General features: G+C 58.0%; 22 protein-coding genes. 10 read left to right on the top strand and 12 right to left on the bottom strand.

Going from position 1 to position 20,604, the window contains the following annotated elements; translation table 11 throughout:
* Positions 1 to 153: 153 nt before the first annotated feature.
* Positions 154 to 1,548 carry a Si-specific NAD(P)(+) transhydrogenase gene (gene sthA, locus ACYZT1_RS10510; protein WP_462018867.1) on the top strand — a complete coding sequence of 465 codons (1,395 nt, stop codon included), beginning with the start codon at positions 154 to 156 and terminating at the stop codon, positions 1,546 to 1,548.
* 42 nt (positions 1,549 to 1,590) lie between these two features.
* On the opposite strand, the gene ACYZT1_RS10515 is transcribed toward sthA, so the two are convergent.
* Together ACYZT1_RS10515 and ACYZT1_RS10520 are read right to left on the bottom strand one after the other, a co-directional pair.
* Positions 1,591 to 2,313 (bottom strand): glycerophosphodiester phosphodiesterase, encoded by a 723-nt coding sequence (locus ACYZT1_RS10515; RefSeq protein WP_462018868.1) that lies wholly within the window; start codon positions 2,311 to 2,313, stop codon positions 1,591 to 1,593.
* Between the two features lie 14 nt (positions 2,314 to 2,327).
* A complete protein-coding gene (locus ACYZT1_RS10520; RefSeq protein WP_462018869.1) occupies positions 2,328 to 2,909 on the bottom strand; it encodes a PilZ domain-containing protein in 582 nt (193 codons plus the stop codon).
* A 94-nt stretch (positions 2,910 to 3,003) separates the two neighbouring features.
* Here ACYZT1_RS10520 and ACYZT1_RS10525 point away from each other — a divergent pair, with 94 nt between their 5' ends.
* The 3 genes from ACYZT1_RS10525 to ACYZT1_RS10535 all read left to right on the top strand — a co-directional run bounded on the left by ACYZT1_RS10525 (position 3,004) and on the right by ACYZT1_RS10535 (position 6,254).
* Entirely contained in the window at positions 3,004 to 4,254 is a 1,251-nt protein-coding gene (locus tag ACYZT1_RS10525; protein WP_462018870.1) for a lipoprotein-releasing ABC transporter permease subunit, read from the top strand.
* A gap of 7 nt (positions 4,255 to 4,261) precedes the next feature.
* A complete protein-coding gene (gene lolD / locus ACYZT1_RS10530) occupies positions 4,262 to 4,945 on the top strand; it encodes a lipoprotein-releasing ABC transporter ATP-binding protein LolD (protein ID WP_177326960.1) in 684 nt (227 codons plus the stop codon).
* A gap of 64 nt (positions 4,946 to 5,009) precedes the next feature.
* Positions 5,010 to 6,254: a lipoprotein-releasing ABC transporter permease subunit gene (locus ACYZT1_RS10535; protein ID WP_462018871.1), complete on the top strand. Its 1,245-nt coding sequence runs from the start codon at positions 5,010 to 5,012 to the stop codon at positions 6,252 to 6,254.
* Positions 6,255 to 6,379: 125 nt separating this feature from the next.
* Here ACYZT1_RS10535 and ACYZT1_RS10540 read toward each other — a convergent pair whose 3' ends face one another.
* On the bottom strand, positions 6,380 to 7,729 hold the full coding sequence (locus tag ACYZT1_RS10540) for a heavy metal sensor histidine kinase (RefSeq protein ID WP_462018872.1): 1,350 nt from the start codon (positions 7,727 to 7,729) through the stop codon (positions 6,380 to 6,382).
* Entirely contained in the window at positions 7,729 to 8,409 is a 681-nt protein-coding gene (locus ACYZT1_RS10545) for a heavy metal response regulator transcription factor (RefSeq protein ID WP_462018873.1), read from the bottom strand. The genes ACYZT1_RS10540 and ACYZT1_RS10545 overlap by 1 nt, the downstream gene beginning before the upstream one ends.
* Positions 8,410 to 8,563: 154 nt before the next feature.
* On the opposite strand from ACYZT1_RS10545, the gene copI reads away from it, so the two are divergent.
* Positions 8,564 to 9,082, top strand: coding sequence for a copper-resistant cuproprotein CopI (gene copI / locus ACYZT1_RS10550; protein ID WP_462018874.1), 519 nt, complete (start codon positions 8,564 to 8,566; stop codon positions 9,080 to 9,082).
* A 54-nt stretch (positions 9,083 to 9,136) separates the two neighbouring features.
* Complete coding sequence (queF, locus tag ACYZT1_RS10555; protein ID WP_462018875.1) at positions 9,137 to 9,967, top strand: NADPH-dependent 7-cyano-7-deazaguanine reductase QueF; 831 nt, start codon at positions 9,137 to 9,139, stop codon at positions 9,965 to 9,967.
* Between the two features lie 73 nt (positions 9,968 to 10,040).
* Here queF and ACYZT1_RS10560 read toward each other — a convergent pair whose 3' ends face one another.
* Both ACYZT1_RS10560 and ACYZT1_RS10565 read right to left on the bottom strand, forming a co-directional pair.
* Positions 10,041 to 10,304: a DUF4404 family protein gene (locus tag ACYZT1_RS10560; protein ID WP_462018876.1), complete on the bottom strand. Its 264-nt coding sequence runs from the start codon at positions 10,302 to 10,304 to the stop codon at positions 10,041 to 10,043.
* A 110-nt stretch (positions 10,305 to 10,414) separates the two neighbouring features.
* Positions 10,415 to 11,035 (bottom strand): HAD family phosphatase, encoded by a 621-nt coding sequence (locus ACYZT1_RS10565; protein ID WP_462018877.1) that lies wholly within the window; start codon positions 11,033 to 11,035, stop codon positions 10,415 to 10,417.
* Positions 11,036 to 11,234: 199 nt separating this feature from the next.
* On the opposite strand from ACYZT1_RS10565, the gene ACYZT1_RS10570 reads away from it, so the two are divergent.
* On the top strand, positions 11,235 to 11,924 hold the full coding sequence (locus ACYZT1_RS10570; protein ID WP_462018878.1) for an MlaA family lipoprotein: 690 nt from the start codon (positions 11,235 to 11,237) through the stop codon (positions 11,922 to 11,924).
* A gap of 60 nt (positions 11,925 to 11,984) precedes the next feature.
* On the opposite strand, the gene ACYZT1_RS10575 is transcribed toward ACYZT1_RS10570, so the two are convergent.
* On the bottom strand, positions 11,985 to 12,284 hold the full coding sequence (locus ACYZT1_RS10575) for a PilZ domain-containing protein (RefSeq protein WP_462018879.1): 300 nt from the start codon (positions 12,282 to 12,284) through the stop codon (positions 11,985 to 11,987).
* A 275-nt stretch (positions 12,285 to 12,559) separates the two neighbouring features.
* Here ACYZT1_RS10575 and rssB point away from each other — a divergent pair, with 275 nt between their 5' ends.
* The gene (rssB, locus tag ACYZT1_RS10580) at positions 12,560 to 13,744 is read left to right on the top strand and encodes a two-component system response regulator RssB (RefSeq protein ID WP_462018880.1); all 1,185 of its coding nucleotides are present in this window, start codon (positions 12,560 to 12,562) and stop codon (positions 13,742 to 13,744) included.
* Positions 13,741 to 14,223: an anti-sigma factor antagonist RssC gene (gene rssC / locus ACYZT1_RS10585; RefSeq protein WP_462018881.1), complete on the top strand. Its 483-nt coding sequence runs from the start codon at positions 13,741 to 13,743 to the stop codon at positions 14,221 to 14,223. The genes rssB and rssC overlap by 4 nt, the downstream gene beginning before the upstream one ends.
* Positions 14,224 to 14,295: 72 nt before the next feature.
* On the opposite strand, the gene tal is transcribed toward rssC, so the two are convergent.
* The 5 genes from tal to ACYZT1_RS10610 all read right to left on the bottom strand — a co-directional run bounded on the left by tal (position 14,296) and on the right by ACYZT1_RS10610 (position 19,035).
* The gene (gene tal / locus ACYZT1_RS10590; protein WP_462018882.1) at positions 14,296 to 15,222 is read right to left on the bottom strand and encodes a transaldolase; all 927 of its coding nucleotides are present in this window, start codon (positions 15,220 to 15,222) and stop codon (positions 14,296 to 14,298) included.
* Positions 15,223 to 15,445: 223 nt separating this feature from the next.
* Entirely contained in the window at positions 15,446 to 16,465 is a 1,020-nt protein-coding gene (gene dusA, locus ACYZT1_RS10595) for a tRNA dihydrouridine(20/20a) synthase DusA (protein WP_462018883.1), read from the bottom strand.
* 223 nt (positions 16,466 to 16,688) lie between these two features.
* On the bottom strand, positions 16,689 to 17,135 hold the full coding sequence (locus ACYZT1_RS10600) for an OmpA family protein (protein ID WP_462019223.1): 447 nt from the start codon (positions 17,133 to 17,135) through the stop codon (positions 16,689 to 16,691).
* 77 nt (positions 17,136 to 17,212) lie between these two features.
* Complete coding sequence (locus ACYZT1_RS10605; protein ID WP_462018884.1) at positions 17,213 to 18,475, bottom strand: diguanylate cyclase domain-containing protein; 1,263 nt, start codon at positions 18,473 to 18,475, stop codon at positions 17,213 to 17,215.
* Positions 18,472 to 19,035: a YfiR family protein gene (locus ACYZT1_RS10610; RefSeq protein ID WP_462018885.1), complete on the bottom strand. Its 564-nt coding sequence runs from the start codon at positions 19,033 to 19,035 to the stop codon at positions 18,472 to 18,474. Before ACYZT1_RS10610 ends, ACYZT1_RS10605 begins: the two co-directional genes overlap by 4 nt.
* A gap of 354 nt (positions 19,036 to 19,389) precedes the next feature.
* Between ACYZT1_RS10610 and ACYZT1_RS10615 the strand changes: the two genes are divergently transcribed.
* Positions 19,390 to 20,586 (top strand): sensor histidine kinase, encoded by a 1,197-nt coding sequence (locus ACYZT1_RS10615; RefSeq protein ID WP_462018886.1) that lies wholly within the window; start codon positions 19,390 to 19,392, stop codon positions 20,584 to 20,586.
* Positions 20,587 to 20,604: the final 18 nt, after the last annotated feature.

Raw genomic sequence — 20,604 nt, forward strand, 5'->3', positions numbered from 1 at the left:
ACGACGCGACCAAGGGTTAATGTGCCCGGCGTTGACGCTTCTATAGACTGTGTCCGGGTTCTGCACAGGCCCCAAATTGTTCCTTCACGTCACAGATCGGCGTGATTTAGCCGCAGGTGCCGAGTGCACCGCGGCCTGTTCTGAGGAGTACGCATGGCTGTCTACAACTACGACGTGGTGGTGTTGGGTTCCGGCCCCGCCGGAGAAGGCGCGGCAATGAACGCCGCCAAGGCAGGGCGCAAGGTCGCGATGGTCGATAGCCGTCGCCAGGTCGGCGGCAACTGCACCCACCTGGGCACTATCCCGTCCAAGGCCCTGCGTCACTCGGTCCGGCAGATCATGCAGTTCAACACCAACCCGATGTTTCGGGCGATTGGTGAACCGCGCTGGTTCTCGTTTCCGGACGTGCTGAAAAGCGCCGAGAAAGTCATCTCCAAACAAGTCGCGTCACGTACTGGCTACTACGCCCGTAATCGCGTCGATGTATTTTTTGGCACCGGCAGCTTTGCCGACGAACAAACCATAGAAGTGGTCTGCGCCAATGGTGTAGTCGAAAAGCTTGTTGCCAAGCACATCATCATCGCCACCGGCTCGCGCCCGTATCGCCCGGCGGATATCGATTTCCATCACCCGCGTATCTACGACAGCGACACCATCCTCAGCCTCGGCCACACCCCGCGCAAACTGATCGTCTACGGCGCCGGCGTGATCGGTTGCGAGTACGCGTCGATCTTCAGTGGTTTGGGCGTGCTGGTTGAACTGGTGGATAACCGCGGTCAACTGTTGAGCTTCCTCGATTCGGAAATTTCCCAGGCGCTGAGCTACCACTTCAGCAACAACAACATCACGGTTCGTCACAACGAAGACTATGAGCGCGTCGAAGGCGTGGACAACGGCGTGATCCTGCACCTCAAATCCGGCAAAAAGATCAAGGCCGACGCCTTGCTCTGGTGCAACGGTCGTACCGGCAACACCGATCAGTTGGGCCTGGAAAACATCGGCGTCAAGGTCAACAGTCGTGGCCAGATCGAAGTTGACGAGAACTACCGCACCGGTGTCCAGAACATCTACGGTGCCGGCGACGTGATCGGCTGGCCGAGCCTGGCCAGTGCCGCGCATGACCAGGGCCGTTCGGCCGCCGGCAGCATCATTGACAACGGCAGTTGGCGTTTCGTGAATGACGTGCCGACCGGCATCTACACCATTCCGGAGATCAGCTCGATCGGCAAGAACGAGCAGGAGCTGACCCAGGCCAAGGTGCCGTACGAAGTCGGCAAGGCGTTCTTCAAAGGGATGGCGCGGGCACAGATCGCCGGTGAACCACAAGGCATGCTGAAGATCCTCTTCCACCGTGAAACCCTGGAAGTGCTGGGCGTACATTGCTTCGGTTATCAGGCGTCGGAGATCGTGCACATCGGTCAGGCGATCATGAACCAGCCAGGCGAACTGAACACGCTGAAGTATTTCGTCAACACGACGTTCAACTACCCGACCATGGCCGAAGCCTATCGGGTAGCGGCATACGACGGCCTCAACCGGCTTTTTTGAGCGGCTCCGGCCGGTGGCCTGAGCCGGCCGGGGAGACCGATTTCAGCAATTCTCGAGCGTGGCGCTGGCCAAACCGGGAAAGTCTGTAATCAGGCTGTCAACGCCGAAGTCGGCGAGCCTGCGCATCAGCGCGGGCTCGTTGACTGTCCACACCGACACATGCAGCCCCTGACGCTGCGCTTTCTGCAGGCGTTCCGGCGTGCACAGCGTCCAGTTCAACGCGAGAATTTCACAGCCGTAGCTTTGCGCGACCTTCAGCGGATCGAGCCAGGCATACTCGGCCACCAGTCCACGAGACACGTCTGGCACCAGGTCCAGCGCAGCCTTCAACACCTCCCTTGAACTTGAGGTGATGGTGATCTTTTCGAGCATGCCGAAGCGTTGAGCCATTTCACGGATTGCCAGCACGGTGGTCGCGGCGCGGGTGCGTGAAGCGCTTTTGACTTCAAGTTGCCAATGATCGAAGTCGCATTTTTCGAACAATTCTTCCAGCGTCGGGATGGGGCATGGTTTTATCCAGCCGGGGCCACCTTTGCGCGCGTCGTAGGTCACCAGCTCTTTCGCGGTGTGCTCGACAACCTTGCCCCGGCGCTCGGTGGTTCGCTTGAGCGTCGGGTCATGAATGACCATCAGCTCGTTGTCCTTGGACAAATGCAGGTCCAGTTCGCAGCGTCGCACGCCGTGCTTAAGACATTCCTGAAAACCGGTCAGGGTATTTTCCGGTGCTTCGCCCTTGGCGCCGCGATGGCCGTAGATGAGGGTCACGGTTCTTCCTTAATTTAAATGCCGGGATCGTTTTTTTCGCGGGCCAGACGTCTTTCCTGAGCCTGCTTCTGCAAAATGTAACGGGCGAGCAACTGCCGCTGGGCATCGGTGGGGCGCTGGAACTCGGTGCCCACGTCATAGCCGTCGCCCCTGGCATCGCAATGAGTGACGCGTGCGCGCAACAGCAGGCCGAGAGCTTGCGGCATCAGCACCAGTTTCACCGACAGGTGCGTGCCCGCAGCGATCGGCGTCGGATACTGAAATTCCACGCCGCCTTCGGAGATGGTCACCGGTTGCGGCTCGCCAATCTGTCCCAGCACGGTGATGGCGAGTACCTGGCTGAGCAGGTCGATGCGCTTGTTCTGCGATTTCAGGAAAGCGGCGATATTGCGGTCGCGGTCACTGATCTGGCGCAGCAAGTGTTGGGATTCGAATTCGCTCAGATGCAATTCACTGAGCAGGTTGAAAAGCGGGGAAGTATCCTGCAAAACTTCCTGGCCTGCGGCTTCGGGAGCAGACAGGGGCCTAATTTCCAGTGCGATCGAATCCTCGATACGGTAGTATTCGCGGCGATCTTCTTCATCTAATGTCGACATGGCGAACCCATGGTAGCGGCGGTGGTCTGAGTGTAAAGCTGGTTATCGACCCCCGCCACAAGGACGTTCCTTTTCCCTCCGAACAAGCCCCGACATGTTCAGACCTCTCTTCGTATTTATTGGCACGCGTTATACCCGTGCAAAGCGTCGCAATCATTTTGTGTCCTTCATTTCCCTGACCTCGATGATCGGACTCGCCCTCGGCGTGGTCGTGATGATCGTCGTACTGTCGGTCATGAACGGCTTCGATCATGAGATGCGCACCCGCGTGCTGGGCATGGTGCCCCACGCGACCATCGAGTCCGGTGACCCGATCAACGACTGGCAGGACCTCGCCGCCAGGGTCAAGCAGAACCCGCAGGTGACGGCCGTGGCGCCGTTCACGCAAATGCAGGGCTTGCTGACCAACAATGGCAAAGTCTCCAAAGTTTTGCTCAATGCAATCGATCCGGCGCTGGAGCGGCAGGTGTCGATCATCGACAAGTTCATGCTGCAGGGCAAACTCGACGATCTTGCCCCCGGCAGCTTCGGCATCGTGATCGGTGACAAAGCCGCCGCCAAGCTTGGCGCGGCCATCGGTGACAAACTGACATTCGTTGCACCGGAGGTCACCGTGACCCCGGCCGGGATGTTCCCACGCATGAAGCGCTTCACCGTGGTCGGTATTTTCCATGTCGGCGCCGGTGAAATCGACGGTTACCTGGGCGTCACCAATCTGCAGGACCTGGCGAAACTGCACCGCTGGAAACCCGATCAGGTGCAGGGCATCCGCCTGAAGTTCGACGACCTGTTCCAGGCACCACGCACTGCCTGGAACATCGCCCAGCAGCTCGGCGAAGACCGTTATTACGCTCGCGACTGGACCCGCACCCACGGCAATCTGTATCAGGCGATCCGCATGGAAAAAGCCATGATCGGTTTGCTCTTGCTGCTGATTGTCGCAGTGGCCGCGTTCAACATCATCTCCACGCTGGTGATGGTGGTGAACGACAAGAAAGGCGACATCGCCATTCTGCGGACCCTCGGCGCCACGCCGGGTACGATCATGGCGACGTTCATGGTCCAGGGCACGGTCATTGGTGTGGTCGGCACGCTGATCGGCGCCGTGGTCGGGATCTTTGCCGCGCTGAATGTGAGCGCCGCTATTTCGGCCCTCGAAGGCCTGATTGGCCACAAATTCCTCAACGCCGACGTGTACTTCATCGATTACCTGCCATCGCAAGTGCAGAGCCAGGATGTGTTGATGGTCTGCGCCGCCGCGTTGGTTCTGAGTTTCCTCGCCACCCTGTATCCAGCCTGGCGTGCCGCGCGCACCCAGCCTGCGGAGGCGCTACGTTATGAGTGAGTCGGGCATGAGTGATAAAGCAATCTTGAGTTGCCGCAACCTGGGCAAATCCTACGAGGAAGGCCCGGAATCGGTAGAGGTTCTGGCCGGTCTGCAACTCGAGTTGCATCCGGGTGAGCGTGTGGCGATTGTCGGCACTTCGGGCTCGGGCAAAAGTACCTTGCTCAACCTGCTGGGCGGCCTCGATACACCGTCAAAGGGTAGCGTCTGGCTGGCGGGCGAAGAATTGTCGGCCCTGAACGAAAAGGCGCGCGGTCTGTTGCGTAACCGCTCGCTGGGTTTCGTTTACCAGTTCCACCATCTGCTCCCGGAATTCACCGCGCTGGAAAACGTCTGCATGCCCTTGCTGATCGGCAAAACGCCTATCCCCGAGGCGCGTCAGCGGGCGACCGCGTTGCTGGAGCGGGTAGGGCTGGGCCATCGCCTGGAACACAAACCGTCGGAATTGTCCGGCGGCGAACGTCAGCGCGTGGCCATCGCCCGCGCGCTGGTGAACAAGCCCGGCCTGGTGATGCTCGATGAGCCTACGGGCAACCTCGATTCCCACACGGCGCAAGGCATTCAGGATCTGATGCTCGAACTCAGCACCTCGATGCGCACTGCTTTTCTGGTGGTGACCCACGACATGAATCTGGCTCGTCAGATGGATCGAGTCCTGCACCTGCAGGAAGGTTGCCTCACCCCGATCTGACTGACCGAAACCCGACCGCACTGAGGTGCGTCGGGTCTTTTATTTTTATACGGTGCCCCAGCGAATGTTCAGACCGTTATCGATCTTTATCGGCACGCGCTATACCCGCGCCAAGCGCCGCAATCGCTTTGTCTCCTTCATCTCGATGACCTCGATGATCGGCCTCGCCTTGGGCGTGCTGGCAATGATCGTGGTGTTGTCGGTGATGAACGGCTTCCAGCGCGAGATGAGCTCGCGAATTCTCGGCATGGTGCCGCACGCGACCATCGTCGGCGTCAACCCGATTGACGACTGGCAACCGGTGGCCGCCGCGGCCATGAAAAACCCCGAAGTGACGGCTGCCGTGCCGTTCACCGAGATGGAAGGCATGCTGTCCTATAAAGGCTCGATGCAGCCGATTCAGGTCAGTGGTGTCGATCCGGCCCTTGAAGGCAAGGTCTCGATTGTCGCCAAACACATTGTTCAGGGGCGACTGGATGCTCTGAAGCCCGGCGAATTCGGCGTGGTGATTGGTGAGATCACCGCGCGCCGGTTCCGCCTCAATGTCGGCGACAAGATCACCCTGATCGTTCCGGAAGTCAGCACCGCACCGGGCGGCATCACCCCGCGCATGCAGCGGCTGAACGTGGTTGGCGTGTTCAAGGTCGGCGCCGAACTGGATGGTTCGATGGCGCTGATCCACGTCGCCGATGCCGCGCAGATGCAGCATTGGCAGCCCCATCAGGTGCAGAGCGTGCGTCTGGCGGTCAAGGATTTGTACGCAGCGCCCAAGGTTTCCAGCGATATTGCTGGCGGACTGGGCACTGCTTACAGAGCGGACGACTGGACTCACACCCAGGGAAGTCTGTTCAGTGCGATGAAAATGGAAAAAACCATGATCGGTCTGTTGCTGCTGATGATCGTCGCCGTGGCAGCGTTCAATATCATTGCGACGCTGATCATGGTGGTGAACGAGAAGGGCGCGGACATCGCGATCCTGCGCACTATCGGCGCCACGCCTCGACAGATCATGGCGATCTTCATGGTTCAGGGCACCGTGATCGGTATCGTCGGCACCTTGCTCGGCGGCGTGCTGGGTGTGATCGCGGCGCTCAACGTCAGCGAGCTGGTCGGTTGGGTGGAGCGGGTCAGTGGCCAGCACATCTTCAGCTCCGACGTGTATTTCGTCAGCAACCTGCCTTCGGAGCTGCAGGCCGGGGATGTGGTGTTGATCTGCTCGGCGGGGTTTGTGTTGAGCTTTCTGGCGACGCTGTACCCGGCGTGGCGAGCGGCGAAGATCGAGCCGGCAACGGCATTGCGCTATTCATAGGCCGTTAGATCGCTATCGCGAGCAAGCTCGGCTCCCACGATTGACCGTGTTGAATCACTCACTGGTGGGCACCTCTGATCCTGTGGGAGTCGGGCTTGCCCGCGATTAGGCCAGGCCTGCTGGCCTCAATCTTCCTTGGGCAATTCGATCAAAAACCGCGTCCACCCCCGATCCGATTCGCATCGAATCTGCCCGCCATGGGCACGCACGATCGACTGGGTAATCGCCAATCCCACCCCCGCATGTTCGCTGCTGCCTTCCCTGCGCGCCGGGTCTGCCCGGTAGAATCGATCAAACAAACGCGGCAACAGTTCTTCTGAAATCCCGTCCCCGGTATTTTCGATCAACAGGCTCAAAACTGCGGATCGATCAATTACCCGCACCCGCACCTCGCCATTCACCGGGGTAAACCGCAGCGCGTTGTCCAGCAGGTTGGAAAGCGCCCGCCGCAACATGTTGCGGTCGCCCATCAATTGCCCGCTGCCATCACGGCTGAGCGTCACTCGGGCGTCTTCGGCCAGTGGCGCAAAAAACTCCAGCAACACATCCACTTCTTCCGCCAGGTCCAATAACTCGCGCTTGGGCGTCAGCAACCCATGGTCTGCTTTGGCCAGGTACAACATGTCGTTGACCAGTTGCGCCATCCACTGCAACTCCTCAAGGTTGCTGTGCAATGCCTCGCGGTAGTCTTCGATCGGCCGTGGGCGGGTGAGGGTGACCTGGGTATGGGTCAACAGGTTCGACAGCGGCGTGCGCAGTTCATGGGCGATGTCGGCGGAGAACGCCGAGAGGCGCTGAAAAGAGTCGTCGAGGCGTCCCAGCATGGCGTTGAAGTGATGGGCCATTTCCGCCAGCTCTGGCGGCATGTTCGCTTCCGGCAAGCGGGCGTTCAAGGACTGCGCCGAAACGCCGCTGGCCACCGCACTCATGCGGCGCAACGGGCGCAGACCACTGCGCGCGGCCCAGGCGCCCAGCAGCGCGGTGGCCAGGGCCGAGAGGCCGACGGTCAGCCAGATAAGGCGCTGCATGCGCTGCAAAAAGTGCTGGTGATGGGTGATGTCCAGCAGCAGCGTCAACTGTGGCGAAGCCGGGTTTTCTGGAAACAGTGGCGCGTTCAGGACGCGATAGTCCGTACCGGCATCACTGACCGTCGCCAGGCCGGGCTTTTGCGGCAGCTGGTCGGGCAAGCGTGACGAGCTGTCGTACCAACGCCGGCCGTCGCTACCGGTGATCCGCAGCGACAGATCAGCCTCGCGGCTCAACTCATCCGCCAGCCTGACTTCGCTGTCACTCGACTGAAGGTCGTGCAGCGCCCGGCGCAGACCAATCAACTTGCCATCCAGCAGTTGCTGGTCCAGCTCAACGAAGTGCGCTTCGCTGGCGCGGCTGAACAACAGTCCGGCGAACAACGACACCACGGCCGTGCACGCGGCAAACAGCAGTGCCAGGCGGCTGCTCAAGGAAATCTTGCGCATCAGACGCCACGCTCTTCAAGCACGTAACCCATGCCGCGCACGGTGTGGATCAACTTGTTGGGGTAATCATCATCGACTTTAAGACGCAGGCGACGGATTGCGACTTCGATCACGTTAGTGTCGCTGTCGAAATTCATGTCCCAGACTTGCGACGCGATCAGCGACTTGGGCAGGACTTCGCCCTGACGGCGCAGCAGCATCTCCAGCAGAGCGAACTCCTTGGCGGTCAGATCAATCCGCTGCCCACTGCGCTCGACGCGGCGGCGGATCAGGTCCAGACGCAGATCGGCCAGTTGCAGGCTGGTTTCCTGCGGCGTCAGGCTGCCACGCCGCAGCAGGCTGCGCACCCGAGCCAGCAACTCGGAAAAGGCGAACGGCTTGACCAGGTAATCGTCGGCCCCCAGCTCAAGACCGTGAACCCTGTCCTCCACCGCGTCGCGGGCCGTGAGAAAAAGCACCGGCGTGTCGAGCCCTGCGTTGCGCACGGCTTGCAGAATCTGCCACCCGTCGCGGCCCGGTAGCATCACATCGAGTATCAACAGTGCGTAATCGCCGCTCAGTGCCAATTGCTGCCCGGTGTTGCCATCGGCCACCAGTTCGGCATTGAACCCGGCCTCGGCCAGGCCTTGGCGCAGGTAATGGCCGGTTTTCGGTTGGTCTTCGACAATCAGCAGTTTCATGGGCGACTCGGGATTAGCGAAACGTGAGCTTTATACCGTGGGTGGGTGTGGTACGGGCCAACCTGACAAAGTTGTAATCTGCCCGTCAGGTTGCGGGCAGTGTCGGCAGTTTAGAGTTTTCACGGGCTGAATCCTAACGTGTTGGAGTACGACAATGTTTTTGCACAAACCCCTTTTGCTGGCCGCATGTCTGTTGGCGTTGATTTCGCCGGTATGGGCTACGCCGGCGCATACGTTCGATTTCGGTCAGCCGACTGCGGCCGCCGAGGCCACGCGTAGTGTCGAAGTGGTGATGGGTGATATGTCGTTCACGCCAAAATCGATCAATATCAAGGCCGGTGAGACAATTCGCTTTGTCTTGGTGAATAAAGGCCAGTTGCTGCATGAATTCAACCTCGGCGATGCGGCGATGCACGCCCGGCATCAGCAGGAAATGCTCAAAATGCAGCAAAGCGGCATGCTCACGCCTACAGGCATGAAGGAAATGGACCACAGCACCATGCACCACGGCATGAAGCATGACGACCCTAACAGCACGCTGGTCGAGCCGGGCAAAACCGCCGAGCTGAACTGGACATTCACCAAGGCTACCGAACTTGAGTTCGCCTGCAATATTCCTGGCCATTATCAGGCCGGGATGGTTGGCAAGTTGGCCGTCGACGCTGGCGAGTGAAACGCGGCGGCGAACTTGTTAGAATCGGCTGATTCTTCAGTCAGGTTTTCCGCCATGCATCCCGCAGCCGAACATTCGCCGCTGGGCAAATCCAGTGAATACATCGCCACGTACACGCCGTCCTTGCTGTTCCCGATTCCGCGCACCGCGAAGTGGGCCGAGCTGGGCCTGACGGCTGAAACCTTGCCGTACACGGGCGTGGATTTCTGGAATTGCTTTGAGCTTTCGTGGCTGCTGCCATCCGGCAAGCCGGTGGTGGCAATCGGCGAATTCAGTATTCCGGCGGATTCGCCGAACATCATCGAATCCAAGTCGTTCAAGCTGTACCTGAACTCCTTGAACCAAACCCCGTTCGCCGACACCGCCAGCCTCGAAGCGACGCTGGTCAAAGACTTGTCGGCTGCGGCCGGTAAGTCGGTCGGCGTGCGCATTCGCAGTCTGGATGAGGTGGCGGCGCTAGGCGTTGTTGCGTTGCCGGGCCTGTGCATTGACGACCTCGACATCAGTGTCAGCAACTACGAGCAGCCGCGTCCGGAACTGCTGCGTTGCGATGATTCGCGCATCGTCGAAGAGAGCGTGCACAGTCATTTGCTCAAATCCAATTGCCCGGTGACCAGTCAGCCGGACTGGGGCAGCGTGGCAGTAGAATATCGCGGTGCTGCGCTCGATCACGCCAGTCTGTTGGAATACATCGTGAGTTTCCGTCAGCACTCCGACTTCCATGAGCAGTGCGTGGAGCGGATTTTCCTCGATCTGCAACGCTTGCTCAAACCAGAGAAACTGACGGTGTATGCGCGTTATGTTCGGCGTGGTGGGTTGGACATAAACCCGTATCGCAGCACTGAAGATGTGCAGTTGCCGAACCATCGTCTGGTCCGCCAATAACGCAGTCGATTGTAAATCGCAGGCATGAAAAAGCCCCGCTATCGCTAGCGGGGCTTTTTTGCATCCGCAGGATTCAGATCCCCATATTCCCCAGCGTCTGCACGATGTTGCGCAAGGTGCCGGCAAGGGTAGGGTGTTCCAGTTCGAAACGCTCGACAGCCCGGTTCACGTTGTCGGCGAGGTTGGTGTCCTGGGTTTTGGTTTCCAGTTCGATCTCGGCTTCAATCTGCGCCATCAAGTCGCGCAGGTTCTCGCGCTCGGCTTCAGTCAGCGGCGGATTTTGTTCCAATTGCTCGCGCAGAGTATTGAGCTGTTCTTGCAGTTCGCGGGCAGGCATGGCGTTCTTCCTTTTAATCGATAGGCACTGGCATAGACCGCGGCGGCACGCCAAAGGTCTATGGCTGAGCTTTAGATTAATCCACTCGTGCCCAATCTGCATGATTGCGGTCAGGGCTTTTCGCCTTTGAGCCGGCGCAGGCTGATGTCGGCCAGGCAGCTGTCGAGCGCATCGAGGTGATCGATCACCGAATGAACGCCCAACGTGAACAGGTCCACCGTCGCTTTGCCGCGCTTCATTTCCCGTTCCTGTTGGGACAGCGCCTGCCATTCGTTCGGCGCCAGGCCGCAGAGTGAGCCGTAGGAGGCCAGGCCAATTGTCCACAACCCGGCATTCAGCCCCGATTGCAGCAGCCGCGGTTCGCCGCTGACAAGCACGCAGCCGTCCAGACGTTCGACGCCCAGGCTCATCAGCGCCTGCCAGCAGGCATGCGGAGCGGGCCACGGATGAACTGCTGCGGGGTGTTGCGATGGTTTGATCCAGGCGGGCAAGTCGGCTGCGAGCCAATGGCTCAGCTCGGCAGAATGCTCATCCAGCCAGGCACAGGGGATTTGCTGAAGTTGCAAGCTGCGCAGGCTATCGAGCGCGCCCGGGGTGACGACGGCATTGTCGGCAGAGTGCCCACGGTCCAGGCGCGTGCGAGCACCGAAATCCACCAGGCAACCCGTGAGACCGAACAGAACCGCAGTCAGGCTGGGTGCTGCGAGAGGCAAGGCTTCGGCGCGCGGCATATCAACGTCCCTGAAATAAACACCACGCTAGGCGACACAGGTGACAGTTGAATGACAGAGATGTGAATCGCCCGGATCCGGACAATTGATCTGCGGGCCAGCGCGCACATAAGTGTCTAAAGCGACTTTTCCGCCTTATACTAGCCAGCTTAATGCCCCGGCCACGTGCTCGGGCCAGTACAGTCCAAGGAGTTCTTTTATGCGCTGGAGCAATCATCTAGCTCGGCTTTCTGTGTGCGCCAGTGTGCTGCTGGTTCCGTTCGCTGCTCAGGCGGCGACGGAAGATGACCCTTGGGAAAGCTTCAACCGCCCGATCTTCAAATTCAACGATGTGCTCGACACCTATGCGCTAAAACCGCTGGCGCAGGGATATCAGTTCGTGACCCCGCAATTTCTTGAAGACGGCATCCACAACATGTTTCGCAACGTCGGTGATGTCACCAACCTTGCCAACAACATCATGCAGGCCAAACCTGCGGCCGCAGGCGTAGACACGGCGCGCCTGATCTTCAACACCACCTTCGGTGTGCTGGGGTTTTTCGATGTGGGCACGCAGATGGGGCTTAACCGCAGCGACGAAGACTTCGGTCAGACTCTGGGCTATTGGGGCGTAGGAAGCGGCCCTTATGTCGTGCTGCCCCTGCTGGGCCCGAGCACACTGCGTGATACACCGGCCAGGTATGTTGATGGCTACACCGGGCCCTACCGCTACATCAACGACGTGCCGGTGCGCAATTCGATCTTCGGCCTGAACATTGTCGATACCCGCGCGAGCTTGCTGTCGGCGGAGAAGCTGATCAGTGGCGACAAGTATATTTTCGTTCGCAATGCGTATCTGCAGAACCGCGAATTCAAGGTCAAGGACGGTCAGGTCGAAGACGATTTCTGATCTTGATCTGAAATGCACGAAGGCGGCCTGAGGGGCGCCTTCTGCTTCTGTGGATAGTGCTTATGTCATCTTCAGGATTGTAAGGCCGAGTTTCTGACTAACGCCGTCCTCTTCTTTGACCCACACCACTTCGGTATCGGCCTCCAGGCCCTTCAAAGCGGCGTGATCGGATTCGATGCGCACGTCGATGCGGTCGCCGACCTTGAACCTTCGCGGTGCCTCTATCTGCATACCGCTGCTGGAAAGGTCGATACAGACGGCTGCCACTTCGTCACCCTCATGAATCAGCGCTATATCCGCATCAACCCGCATGCGGATGAAATCACGCTTTTCGCTGTAGTCCCGATCGCTTTGAGGCATGGGCTCATCCTTCCATTGGGTTTCGGTTTCGTCTGTTCTTATAACTCCCGGTCATTTGACTCGTAAAGAGGTCAGGCGACGATCGGCGTGAGCTTGAAACGCCCCGCGGATGGGAGTACCGTCTGCGCCTTAGAAGGGCACCTCTGGTGGATCTGTAAATCGGGCAAATGCTCGAAAGCAGTGCGTTAGAGAGGCTAGAAAGCGAATCCAGTAGTCTGTGCCGGGTCAATCACCCCAGCCACTACGCCAACCTAATTCTGGCGCCGTTTGCCCACATGCCAAAAACCAGTGCCACGTTGCTGATAATCGATGATGACGAAGTAGTGCGCGCGAGCCTTGCCGCCTATTTGGACGACAGTGGTTTCAGCGTCTTGCAGGCCAGCAACGGCCAGCAGGGTCTTCAGGTATTCGAGCAGGACAAGCCCGATCTGGTCATCTGCGATCTGCGCATGCCGCAGATGGGCGGGCTCGAACTCATCCGCCAGGTCACTGAGCTTTCGCCGCAGACCCCGGTTATCGTGGTGTCCGGCGCGGGCGTGATGAATGATGCGGTCGAAGCCTTGCGTCTGGGCGCTGCCGATTACCTCATCAAGCCGCTCGAGGATCTGGCTGTGCTCGAGCACTCCGTACGCCGGGCCCTGGATCGCGCGCGTCTGCTGCTGGAAAACCAGCGCTACCGCGAGAAGCTGGAAAAGGCCAACCGCGAACTCGCAGCCAGTCTGAACCTGCTGCAGGAAGACCAGAACGCCGGGCGCCAGGTGCAGATGAACATGCTGCCGATCAGCCCGTGGAGCATCGACGAGTTCCAGTTTGCCCACCAGATCATCCCGTCGTTGTACCTGTCGGGTGATTTCGTTGACTATTTCCGGGTCGACGAGCGCCGGGTGGCGTTCTATCTGGCGGATGTCTCCGGCCACGGTGCCTCTTCAGCATTCGTCACCGTACTGTTGAAGTTCATGACCACGCGTTTGTTGTTTGAATCCAAACGCAGCGGCACATTGCCGGAATTCAAACCTTCGGAAGTCCTCGGTCATATCAACCGCGGCCTGATCAGTTGTAAGCTGGGTAAACACGTCACGATGGTCGGTGGAGTCATCGACGAGGAGACAGGTTTGTTGACCTATAGCATCGGTGGTCATTTGCCGTTGCCTGTGTTGTACACGCCAGACAGTGTTCGGTATCTGGAAGGACGCGGTCTGCCGGTCGGCCTCTTCAACGAGGCCACCTATGAAGACCATGTGCTCGAATTGCCGCCGGCGTTCAGTCTGACGCTGATGTCGGACGGCATTCTGGATCTTTTGTCGGAACCTACACTCAAAGAGAAGGAAGCGGCGTTGCCCCAACGGGTCAAGGCTGCGGGCGGCACCCTGGATGGGTTGCGGCAGGTTTTTGGACTGGCCACGCTGGGGGAGATGCCGGATGATATCGCCCTGTTGGTGTTGAGCAGGAATCTTCAATGAGTACCGGTAGAATCCAGTTCGCCGAGCAGGACGGCACCTTCGTCCTGAAGTTCGTCGGTGAAGTTCGCCTGACCCTGTGTTCGGCGTTGGATGCGACTATTGAGCGGATCTTCAGCGCGTTGAACTTCAATGCGATCGTGATTGACCTCACCGAAACCCGCAGCATCGACAGCACCACCCTTGGCCTGCTGGCCAAACTGTCGATCCTGTCGCGGCAAAAGATCGGTCTGTTGCCCACCGTGGTCACCACCCATGAAGACATCACCCGTCTGCTGCAGTCCATGGGCTTCGAGCAGGTGTTCAACATCGTTGATCGGCCGATCCCGTGCCCGGAGTGCCTGACGGACCTGCCGGACCAGGATCAGTCGGAAGAGGTGGTGCGGATCAAGGTGCTCGAGGCCCACAAGATCCTCATGGGCCTGAACGACTCCAATCGTGAAGCGTTTCATGACCTGGTAAATGCGCTGGAGCGCCACTGACTCGTGCGATCGACGCATAAAAAAGGGCGAACCCGTCAAGGTTCGCCCTTTTTGCATCAACGCTGAATCAAATCACAGCTTGGCCTGCAACAGCGCCTCAAGCTTCTCCTGATCGCGAGCGAACTGACGAATCCCCTCAGCCAGTTTCTCGGTGGCCATCGCATCCTCGTTGGACAACCAACGGAACTGCGCTTCGTTCAGGCTCAAACGCGCTTCACCCGCATGGCCCGGCGTCAATTTGCGCTCCAGCTTGCCAGTGTCTGCTGCCAGTTTATCAATCAGATCCGGGCTGATGGTCAAACGATCACAACCGGCCAGTTGCTCGATCTGGTTCAGGTTGCGGAAGCTCGCACCCATGACAACGGTCTTGTAGTCATTGGCCTTGTAATAGTTGTAGATGCGCGTCACCGACTGCACGCCTGGATCATCCGCACCGCTGTAGTCGCTGCCGTTGGCTTTCTTGTACCAGTCGTAGATTCGGCCTACGAACGGCGAAATCAGGAACACACCCGCATCGGCACACGCAGATGCCTGAGCAAACGAGAACAGCAGGGTAAGGTTGGTCTGGATGCCTTCCTTTTCCAGAATCTCGGCAGCGCGGATACCTTCCCAAGTGGACGCGATCTTGATCAGCACGCGGTCACGGCCAATGCCGGCCTTGTCGTACAGCTCGATCAGGCGGTGCGCGCGCTCCAACACAGCATCAGTGTCGAACGAGAGGCGCGCATCCACTTCGGTGGAAATACGGCCAGGAATTACCTTCAGGATCTCTTGCCCGACCGCGACGCCAAAACGGTCGCTGGCGAGGCCGACATCACCTTTGCAATCGCTGACGCAAGCGTCGAGCAGCTCGGCGTAACCGGTGATGGCCGCCGCTTTGAGCAGAAGGGAAGGGTTGGTGGTAGCGTCTACAGGTTTTACGCGAGCGATCGCTTCGAAGTCGCCGGTGTCGGCAACCACGGTGGTCATTTGCTTGAGTTGTTCCAGCTTGGAAGTCATGGGCGTGCTCTGTCCTATGGGTCTGATGACATTACCCGAGCGCTTGCGGCCACTCAAGGGCGTGTACGTGTATCGATGGCCCCGATGGCAACAACCGGAGAAAGGCTGTTTGAAGGGCGGGGCGCGGTATCGATCGTTCGATGCCGAAAGACGTCACAGGTTCAACCCATATGACCGCCTGCGCCCAGGAAACTGACGCTTGGCAAGCGATCACCGAAATGCATTAGCGTCCTTCAAGCAACGTCGCGGCCTGGTCCAGCAGCTTCAGTGGCTCTCTGGATTTGTGAATATCCACCGACAACAACTGGCGAAATTTTCGCGCGCCCGGAAAACCGGTTCCCAACCCCAACACGTGCCGGGTGATGTGATGCATCGACCCGCCCGCTTCGATATGGGCGGCTATATAAGGCCGCAACTGCGCCAGCGCTTGCGCACGACTGATCACCGGCGCCGTGCTGCCGAACAGCTGCTGATCCACCTCGGCCATGATGTAGGGATTGTGATAGGCCTCGCGACCCAGCATCACACCATCGAAGATTTGCAGGTGTTCATGACAGGCTTCCAGCGTCTTGATCCCACCGTTGAGAATGATCTCCAGTTCCGGAAAGTCAGCTTTCAACTGCGCCGCGACGTCGTAACGCAGAGGCGGAATGTCACGGTTTTCCTTCGGCGATAACCCCTCCAGAATCGCAATCCGCGCATGCACCGTAAAACTCGTGCAGCCAGCTTCCCGAACCGTGCCGACGAAATCACACAATTGGGCATAACTGTCGCGCCCATTGATGCCGATGCGATGTTTCACCGTCACCGGAATCGACACCGCATCGCGCATCGCTTTCACGCAGTCGGCGACCAGATGCGGATGCCCCATCAGCACCGCGCCGATCATATTGTTCTGCACCCGATCACTCGGGCAACCGACGTTGAGATTCACTTCGTCGTAGCCATGCGCTTGCGCCATCCGCGCACAGGCAGCCAGGTCCAGCGGCACGCTGCCGCCCAGTTGCAGGGCGAGCGGGTGTTCGGCTTCGTCATGGCGCAAAAAACGCTCATGGTCGCCGTTGAGCAGCGCGCCCGTGGTGACCATTTCGGTGTAGAGCAGCGCGTTTTTGGAGAGCAGGCGCAGGAAGAAGCGGCAGTGACGGTCGGTCCAGTCCATCATCGGCGCGACACTGAAGCGGCGGGATGGCTCAGGGCCGACAGGGCTAGTGCTTACGGACGTTTCAGATTTTTGGAAATTCATTGGTACTGATCTTTTATACAGCGGTTTTTGACAGCTCGACGGCCTACACGGCGCAGATACGGATCAATCGGGACGGGAAAACAGTTTATCAGGAAAGCCAGACCTTCGACTTGAGAGAAGGGAAGGTCATCCTGACGAGGATGACCTTCTCCGGACCGGGTATTTGTTTCGCCCCTGCCAGGATATTAAAGCCCTTGCCAACCGGTTTTTTTTGTTCGCAGGTTTAATGCGAAGCCACCACAATCGCCACTCTACGGTTTTCAGTCCGGCCTTCGGCCGTGTTGTTGGGGGCCACGGGATAATTGCTACCTAACCCCCGGATCTGCAGGTTTTCCTGGCGCATGCCGATTGCTACAAGTGCATCGCTAACACTTTTCGCTCGAAGCAGGGACAACTGCTCGTTGTAAGTTGCTTTGCCAGAAGCGTCGGCATGACCATCCACCCGTAGGTGGTCGATCCCAACGCCCATTAATGCCTTGCCGATGCGCTCGACTATCTCTCTGCTCTGCTTGTTTACCGCCCCTACATCACTACCAAAGAGCACCTTGCCCGACAAGTCGAATACCCAGCCCTCGTCGTTCGGTCTAAAGCCTTGAGCTTTCAATACTGCTATCTGCTCAGCCGTCAGACCCGAGGGCGGCGACGTGCTTTGACATCCTGCCAGACTCATCACGACTAGAAAAAATCCCAACAAGTAAAAACGCACATTCCACGAACTAGACGAAATCACCGCAAATTCCTTTTCATTTAAAGTGTTTGATCTGACAGCGCGATATGAAGACCACCCAGTCTTGATCGCTTGGCTTCATACATCGCTGCGTCTGCAGCATCCAGCAGTTGGTCAGGGGTTTTACCGTGCAAAGGAAAAACAGCCACTCCAATGCTTAACGATGTTGTTACTGATTCGTTATCCGGAATGTTGATGGGCGCCTTCATGCTGGTGATGATGGCGTCAGCTATTTTCACAACGTCATCAATGTGACGAATCGGCGAAAGCAGCACTGCAAATTCGTCCCCGCCAAGTCGAGCAACCAGGTCAGTATTACGCACTTGTGAGCTGACCCTGGCCGCGACGCTTGTTAACACCGCATCACCTGCGGCATGACCATGAGTGTCATTGATAGTTTTGAAACGATCACTGTCGAGAAACAGCACGGCGAACTTGTCATTCGATGTCCTGGCGTCGATCAATGCGCGACTTAAACGGCCATTGAAAAATGCCCGATTGGGAAGTCCGGTCAAGCTATCGTGAGAGGCCTCATGCGTCAGGGCGCGATTCTGGTTTTCGAGGTGCGCTTGCCAATTTTCGAGCTCGCCCAGCATGCAGTTAAAGTCGCTGTTCAGATGGTTTAACTCGGCAATATCCGCTTTCGGCACACGCTGATCAAACGTTCGGTTGACGCGAGCCACATGTGCGGCTTCGGCAAGTTTTCGCAATGGCCGCACGATGCTCCTCAGCAGTCGTCGCGACAAATATTGAGCGACTACGATGCTCAGTGCCAGGCACCCGATGATCCCGCAGAAAACACTGACCAAAAAATGCAGCAAGTTTGTCCCATCACCAGCGACCATCACCGTGCCAATGGTGCGGTCGTGGTGCAGGATTGGTAATGAAACGGGCTCAACCATCAGCAAATCGGCGAGTAACGCTTCTGCCTTTGATCTTTGCTCAACCTCCGGACGGGCCCAGCTTGCCATGGCGTCACCGCTCGGTTTGAGCAACTGAACCTCTGCCACCTCTTCCGAAGCTGCAATTAGCGACAGCACCTCAGTTGCAGCCGCCTTATCGTCGAATACCACGGCTGCTTCCACTGTGTAGCTGATAGACCTGGCGATGAGCTGCAGGTTGTGGTCGGCGTAAGCTCGCAGTGCAAACAATGCCAGTAACGTTAAAGACAGGCCAGCCAGGCTGACCGCCACCAACGCAACTTTCAGATGCCCTCGTCTTAAAACTGTGCGCAGTGTCGGGAGTGAGGCCGAGCCAGGGGATTCTGGCGATGCGCTGCTCATTGGATTGATGTCCGATGCCGTGAAAGCTGCAGAACGTTAGGGTGAATGCGTACACCACTTCGGGCTACCGAATCCAGATTGATTTCGAATCCAACCTGGCTATCGCTGACTTGCAAACAAAAAGCGCTGCCTACGGTGCACTGGTCGGGTTGCTCACTAACGCTCAACACGGCGAGTCCGGTCAGGGCGGCGAACACGTTGCTGCGGTCGTGGGGCGTAAGGACGCCAATGTAAAGCGCATCGCATTCGGCGGGGAGTTGCGGATCATTGACTAGCAGACGGCGAACCACGACCGGGCGTCCAGCAGACTGTTTCGCGCCATTCATTAAATCATCGGCGTATTCTGTTGGCCCAACCACGCACAAGCGAATTTGCTGAAGATCAGCAGGCCAGCGGGCATAGCTGAAGATGCCCATTATCACTTGAGTGACAGTCGCAGCGCGTCGCTGTGCTGAATTGCCGGCGGGGTCTGCAGCGGCGAAACTGCTTAGTGCGCAGAGGACTAACAAAATTGTCCCTAAGTACCGCTTGCGCAACACGTCAGGGCCCGGTGCATCCATGTCAGTAACGCTCCATACAAATGTCTATGCGGCGCGTAGGCCGATAGTTGCAGAGCGACATCATAGTGCCTTGCGTTAATCCCTACAAATGCTCTGCTTAACAGCGAATATCGACCGCCTCCGGATTCAAGTATTCACCGGCTTGTTCATCGCCGCCCCCTGCGCCGCATAAAACGCGCCGGTGTGCGAATGCTCCCAGACGCATCTCTTGCTGTCATAATACTGCGCAGCGCCTTGCTGGCCTCAAGGCCTCCCGATCAAGTGCGAAGCGGACGCCCCGGTTCGAACTGTTAGAGTGGCCGTCCCGTCGGATCAACCTCAATTGCACTGGCCCTAGACCTTTTGGAGTGATAAATGACCGTGATCAATATGCCTCACTCCGCAAGCTCTGGTGAACTGGCGCCAGATGAAGCCCTGCGGATGAGCGTTGTCCGCAGATATGCCATCCTTGATACGCCTCCGGATGGCGCGTTTGATCGTGTGACTGCAATCGCAGCGCGCCTTCTCGGAACTCCGATAGCAATCGTGAGTATCGTCGACACGGATCGAATCTGGTTCAAATCCCATCATGGGCTCGCCGCAAATCAAATTCCCCGCCATTCAGGGCTATGTTCCTCTGCGATACTGCAGAGTGCGCCTTGGTTGGTAACCGATGCCAGGCGTGACCCTCGAACGCTTACCAATCCCCTTGTGGCAGGAGAATTTGGGCTTCAATTTTACTTGGGTGTGCCGCTGCATACCCACGACGGCTTCAATCTGGGTACGTTATGTGTGTTGGACAAGCAGCCGCGCACCGTTACCCAAGAACAGATAGACACATTGACGGATCTTGCCAGCGTTGTAATGGATCAGCTCGAGCTGCGCCTTTCGTCCATACGGTCCATAGCCGAGAAGGAAGCTGCGCTGAAACATTCCAACTTGATGGCCGAGGAAATTGACCATCGAGTCATGAATAGCCTCCATTTGATTGTGTCGATGTTGAGCATTCAAAGTGCGCAGTTGGGCAGCTCTGAAGCGGCTAACGAGATTTCCAGGGCGGCTGCCAAAATATTTGCCGTAGCCAATGTGCATCAACATATTCACATCGGCAAAGCCGCCACGACACTCGATAGCGCTGACTATCTGGTCCAACTCTGTGCTGGCTTATCGACAATGTTAGGTTGTGGGGATCAAGTGGCGATTTCGGTTGAAGCTGTTCCGTTAGCCTTGGCGAGCGAACAACTCAGTCAACTCGGCCTTATCGTTAACGAATTGGTGACTAACGCTTTGAAATACGGCGCCTCCAGGGTCGACGTGCAATTAGCACCCAATGCGCACCAATACTGCTTAACCGTAAGAGACAATGGCAAGGGCCTTCCAGCCGACTTTGATGTAAATCAGATGTCGGGCCTGGGAATGAAAGTAATTACTTCGCTTGTAAGAAACCTGGGCGGCTCGCTAAGTCATGAGTCCGATGCAAATGGCGGCACGGTGTTTCAGATATTGTTTTCTCCTATGTTGAGTTCGCGTCCTGCCGCAGGTCCAGCTCCTGAAGCACAAGCGCAATACTGACGTCAGAAGAAAAGTGCG

This window comes from Pseudomonas sp. PB3P13 (assembly GCF_054897735.1).